The following is a 5,185-nucleotide window of genomic DNA, read 5'->3' as shown; positions in this document are numbered from 1 at the left end:
GAGCGGAACCTTAGCGTCGACTTGCGGTTTCGGGTCATGGGGAAAAATCCATGGCCGAGAGCAAGCACGAACGCGACGAGCGATTGAAGGCGGAGAAGGAATTCCGGGTCCGCTTTCTCATGAAGGAAACCGGCATCACCGAGGCCCAGGCCCGCGACCTCGTCGACTTGATCGGCATCGACGCCAGTTCGCTTCTTCGGGAGGCGCGGCTACTGAAGAAGAATAGGTAATGTCTCAGTTTGAAATTCGACCCAGCTCGGAACACAAGGCGACCCGGCCCGCTTATCAAGGTGACACAGGATTTGCGGGCCGGGCCGTTGGCCCCGAAGAGCCAACTAAAGCATGTCTCCCGAAAGTGGGAACCGGTTTCGGGATAAGGACATGCGTAAAATCAAAAACCTAAAGCGCATGGAGCGAATCCGAACGATCGCGACGCGCTTTAGATGCGCGCGATCCTCTCAATTCCCAAGCGAATGCGCTGCCCCTCCGCGTAGCTGAGCGCATATGCCTCGAGTTCGAAATTGGTGATTGTATCTTTGCCGTTTTCGATGACGTGGACGAACCATTCGCCACAGGCCTCGACCACTTCCACGGCGTTCTGCTTCGCTTCGTTGCACGGCACGTTATCCATCGCAGCTCTCTCCAGAGAAGCCATGGGAAACGTCAATTTTTATAAGGCTCCGAAGGCTCGTTTTTCAAGGCCAATTTTCAAGCTGGTGAGGCGCGCTTTTTGTCGGGTCCACGCTTGCCGGGCTTCGGTGCAACGCGTTCCAGGCGCGTCTTGCCGGCAATGCGCATGACGCGGACTGCGTTGCCGATCACATCGTGGGTCGCTTCTGGCCGTTAGGTCCTGTCGGCATTGCGGAGTTCGTTCTTCAATCTATCCCTGTCGGCGACGTGCATCCCCTGCATCTCCTCAAGCTGCTCCAAAAACGCAGTCGCTTCCTTAGTATCATGACCATCGCGTTCGAGTTTGGCGATTAGTTCGCGCTGGCGGATAAGGTGCTTCTCGCCTTCAGCCACATGCTGCTCCGCTTGTGCCAGGTGCCGCTTTATCATTTGAGGATCCATAGCGCTAAGCATAGGCACTTTTGGCGTGGCGTTCAAACGCGGTCGGAATTTTCCGAAATTCAAACCGAGACACTACCCAGCATGCGGTGTGGCGGATTCCGCCGGAGCTCGACGTTCTTATAAAAGTCTTGAACGACTACTGCGCAAGGCAGCACGTTGCCGACGAGGATGAACGCGAACGCATCGCGGTCAAGGTGATGGCGCTTTTCGGCCGCGGCGTCTCCGACCCTGTCCTGTTGTCGGCGGAGCTTGAACGCGGTTCCGTTTGATTGGCCTCGGCGCGTGGCCCGCAAGCGCCGCCCACCCTCCGCTCCAGTCATATTAAAGTAAAAGCTTATATTTATGCTTCTTACATTCCAAATACCTAATGTTGCCTTTAAGTAACGGTGCTCAATATATCGATAATCGACAATTCAACTTCGGGACAGGAATCAAACGCCAAGTTAACCTCTCGGCGATTTGGTCGGTGCGCCGTGCGGGCGATCCGGCGTGGCGGGCAACGGATTCAGGGGCACGGTTCAATGAGGGCGGGCGGCAGCGTTCATGGTATTCCGTCTGGCGGAAAGGCAGGCGCAGCTGCGCTTCGTGCCGGTGTTTCGCTCGCAGCACTTATCGCCGTGGCACTCGGCACGGCGCCTGCCCTGGCTGATGGCGGCAACGGCAAAAACACGACCGGGGGATTTGGCGTTGGCGGCGCCGATGGGTCGCTTGCAGGAGCGACGGGACAGGACGCGGATTCTTCCGCTACCAGCAGCGGCGGCGGCGGTGGCGGGGTGGATCTTACCACCGGCAACGGTGCGCCGGGTGGGGCGAGTGTGACCGTTGCCGGCAGACCAAGAGGCACTACCGGCATCACCGGTGCTACTGGTCAGTCTGTTACAACTATCACCACCATATCCGGCACCGTCACTGGTGGGACAGGCGGACTAGGTCAAGCGGGTGCAACCACCACACCCGGTGGGCACGGCGGCGGCGGTGTGGGCATCTCGGCCACAGCCGATGTCACCGTCGCGGGTGCCGGAATGGTAACTGGCGGCACCGGAGGAGGTCCCGGTAACACTGGGACTCCCTCAAGAAGCGGCGGCGCGGGCGGCGGCGGCGTCGGCATATTTTCAAACGCCGACGTGACCGTGGATGTCGGCGGCCATGTTACCGGCGGCGCGGGCGGTATCACCGTCATCGGCGGTGGCGGTGGCGGCGCAGCGGCAATCGTGCTGACCGTAGGCGGCACGGTTACCAACAGCGGCACCCTGACCGGCGGCGTCGGCGGTAACAGTTTTGGTACTTCCGGAGGCGCCGGCGGCGATGGCGGTGCCGGCGTGCAATTGCTTTCTGGCGGAACCGTCATCAATGAAGCGGACGGGACAATCGCCGGCGGTGCCGGGGGCACGGGGCTCTTGGCGCCGGGCGACGGAGGTGCCGGCATCAAGGGCGCGGGGATCGCGGTCATCAATGGCGGCACCATCACCGGTGGCGCAGGGGGATCAGGTGGCGGCCTCGCTGGTCAGGCAATTCAGTTTACCGGCGGGGTCAACTCGCTCGAGATCTGGTCGACCTCGAACATTGCTGGCAACGTGAAAGCTTTCAGTGCCGCCGATACGTTCAACCTCGGTGGCAGCGCTGACGGCTCATTCGACGTTTCTCAACTCGGCCCCGGCGCCAAATATGACGGGTTCGGACTCTATCAGAAGACCGGCACCGGCACTTGGACTTTGACGGGAACGACATCCGCGGTCACGCCGTGGACACTGAGCGATGGCACGCTGTCGGTCTCCGCCGACACCAATCTCGGCGCCGCTTCCGGCGGCCTGACCTTCAATGGCGGCACGCTGCAGACGACGTCCGCCTTCACCAGCAGCCGCAATGTCGCCCTGACCGACAATGGCACGGTCCAGACTGATGCCAACCTTGGCTTGACGGGTACCATCAGCGGCAGCGGCCTTCTCACCAAGACCGGCGCCGGCACGCTGACCTTATCGGGCAACAACAGCTATACCGGCGGCACGCGGATTCTGGGCGGGACCCTCGAGGCCAAGGGCGGCAACGCCATCGGCGACCAGTCTGCGGTGATTGCGCAAGCCGGTGTGTTCCGCGTCCTCGACGACGAGACCATCGGCACACTGTCTGGCGATGCCGGCACGGTGGAGCTTGTCGGCGACCTCACCACCAGCACGAATTTCGCCAACACGATCGCGCTGTTCTACGGCGGCATCAGCGGAACCGGCGGCTTCGTCAAGAACGGCGCCTACCGACAGGTTCTGGCCGGCAACAACAGCTACCAGGGCGCGACACAAATCCTGGGCGGCACGCTCTATGCGGTCGGTACGGGCATCGACTCCATTCCCGACGCCTCGGCCGTGACAGTGGCGGCCGGCGCCACGCTGTCGCTCGCGCGGCCCTCCATCTCCTCTGGCATCACGGGCATTGACAGCGATGACGAGACGATCGGCTCCTTGTCGGGCGCCGGCAATGTCGCTCTCGGCGACAGGAAACTGGCGATCGGGGGCGACGCCAGCACCGCGTTCTCCGGCTCGATCTCAGGCGCCGGCGGCTCTCTTGCCAAGCTGGGCACCGGCACGCTCACGCTCTCCGGTACGAACACCTATACCGGCGCGACGACGGTCGACGCAGGCAGGCTGCGCGTCGATGGCTCGCTTGGAAATACCGCCGTCAGCGTCGGCAGTTCCGGCACCCTGTCGGGCGTGGGAACCATCGCGGGGCCGGTGACGGTAGATGGCACCATCGCGCCGGGCGACAGCCCCGGCACGCTCACGGTCGGCTCGCTGACGCTCAACGCAAGCGCGAAACTCGACTACGAGCTCGGCACTCCCGGGACGGTCGGCAGCGGCGTCAACGACTTGATCGTGGTCAACGGTGATCTCACCCTCGACGGCACGCTGAACATCACCGATGTCGGCGGCTTCGGCCCCGGCGTCTACCGGCTCATGAATTACGGCGGTGCGTTGACGGACAACGGGCTTGAGTTCGGGACCACGCCCGTCTCCGCGAGCGATCTCTTCATCCAGACCAGCATCGCCGGTGAGGTGAACCTGATCTCCAGCGCCGGCGTGACGCTGGGCTTCTGGGATGGCGGCAATACGGGGCTGCACGACAACGGCGTGATCGACGGCGGTGACGGCGTGTGGGATGCGACGAACCGCAACTGGACGGAAGCCGACGGCGCGATCAACGGCAAGTGGGGTCAGGATTTCGCGGTGTTCGCCGGTCAGGCCGGCACCGTCACGGTGGATGATTCCGCCGGCACGGTCGGCTTCACCGGCATGCAGTTCATGACCAACGGCTATGTGATCGACGGCGACACGCTCACCACCAACACCGCCGCCACGATGATCAGGACCGACGCCGGCGTGACGGCGACCATCGCCGCTGCGATCGCCGGAACCGGCGGCCTGGTGAAGACCGATACCGGCACGCTCGTGCTTTCCGGCACGAACACCTACAGCGGCGGCACGACGATCTCGACCGGCACGCTGATCGGCCAGGCAACGAGCTTCGGCACCGGCGATATCCTTGACAACGCGGCCCTGGTCTTCAACCAGCCGGCCGATGCGATCTTCTCCGGCGTTATCTCCGGCACCGGCACGCTGGCCAAGACGGGGAGCGGCAACCTCAACCTCACCGGCATCAACACGCTGAGCGGCGCAACCACGATCGGGGCCGGCAAGCTCTCGGTCAACGGCTCGCTTGCCAACTCCGCGGTGACCATCCTCAATGGCGGCGCTCTCGGCGGCAACGGCACGGTGGGGTCGACGACGCTGCAGACCGGCGGCGTCATCGCGCCCGGCAACTCGATCGGCCAATTGACCATCCAGGGCAATTTCGTTGGCGCCGGCGGCACAGTCGAGATCGAAGCGATCCTCGACGGCGATGCATCTTCCACCGACAAGCTCATCATCACCGGCAACACTTCCGGAACCGCCAACGTCAAGGTGATCGGCCTTGGCGGCGCCGGCGCGCAGACCGTCAACGGCATCAAGATCGTCGATGTCGGCGGCGTCTCCGCCGGCACCTTCAACCTGCAGGGCGACTACGTCTTCCAGGGCGACCAGGCGGTGGTCGCCGGCGCCTATGCCTATCGGCTCTACCATAACGG

5 protein-coding genes are annotated in these 5,185 nt (G+C 63.3%); 3 read left to right on the top strand and 2 right to left on the bottom strand.

Going from position 1 to position 5,185, the window contains the following annotated elements; all coding sequences use genetic code 11:
• Positions 1-50 precede the first annotated feature (50 nt).
• Complete coding sequence (locus tag EOA27_RS20745; protein WP_126081698.1) at positions 51-230, top strand: hypothetical protein; 180 nt, start codon at positions 51-53, stop codon at positions 228-230.
• A gap of 209 nt (positions 231-439) precedes the next feature.
• Here the strand turns inward: EOA27_RS20745 and EOA27_RS20740 are convergent, their stop codons facing one another.
• Together EOA27_RS20740 and EOA27_RS20735 are read right to left on the bottom strand one after the other, a co-directional pair.
• Positions 440-631 carry a hypothetical protein gene (locus EOA27_RS20740; RefSeq protein ID WP_126081697.1) on the bottom strand — a complete coding sequence of 64 codons (192 nt, stop codon included), beginning with the start codon at positions 629-631 and terminating at the stop codon, positions 440-442.
• Between the two features lie 212 nt (positions 632-843).
• Positions 844-1,059 carry a hypothetical protein gene (locus EOA27_RS20735; RefSeq protein ID WP_245463347.1) on the bottom strand — a complete coding sequence of 72 codons (216 nt, stop codon included), beginning with the start codon at positions 1,057-1,059 and terminating at the stop codon, positions 844-846.
• A 32-nt stretch (positions 1,060-1,091) separates the two neighbouring features.
• Here EOA27_RS20735 and EOA27_RS41560 point away from each other — a divergent pair, with 32 nt between their 5' ends.
• Positions 1,092-1,340 carry a hypothetical protein gene (locus tag EOA27_RS41560; RefSeq protein WP_189354479.1) on the top strand — a complete coding sequence of 83 codons (249 nt, stop codon included), beginning with the start codon at positions 1,092-1,094 and terminating at the stop codon, positions 1,338-1,340.
• An 855-nt stretch (positions 1,341-2,195) separates the two neighbouring features.
• Positions 2,196-5,185: autotransporter-associated beta strand repeat-containing protein (locus EOA27_RS20730; RefSeq protein WP_189562069.1), on the top strand; the 2,990-nt coding region annotated here is incomplete at its 3' end.

The organism is Mesorhizobium sp. M2A.F.Ca.ET.037.01.1.1 (assembly GCF_003998075.1).
Classification (GTDB): Bacteria; Pseudomonadota; Alphaproteobacteria; order Rhizobiales; family Rhizobiaceae; genus Mesorhizobium.
This window is presented reverse-complemented; position numbering and strand designations above follow the sequence as displayed.

Excerpts from the sequence above, each read along its gene's own strand:
- EOA27_RS20745 (WP_126081698.1), top strand. The coding sequence starts at position 51 with ATGGCCGAGAGCAAGCACGAACGCGACGAGCGATTGAAGGCGGAGAAG.
- EOA27_RS20740 (WP_126081697.1), bottom strand. The coding sequence starts at position 631 with ATGGATAACGTGCCGTGCAACGAAGCGAAGCAGAACGCCGTGGAAGTG.
- EOA27_RS20735 (WP_245463347.1), bottom strand. The coding sequence starts at position 1,059 with ATGATAAAGCGGCACCTGGCACAAGCGGAGCAGCATGTGGCTGAAGGC.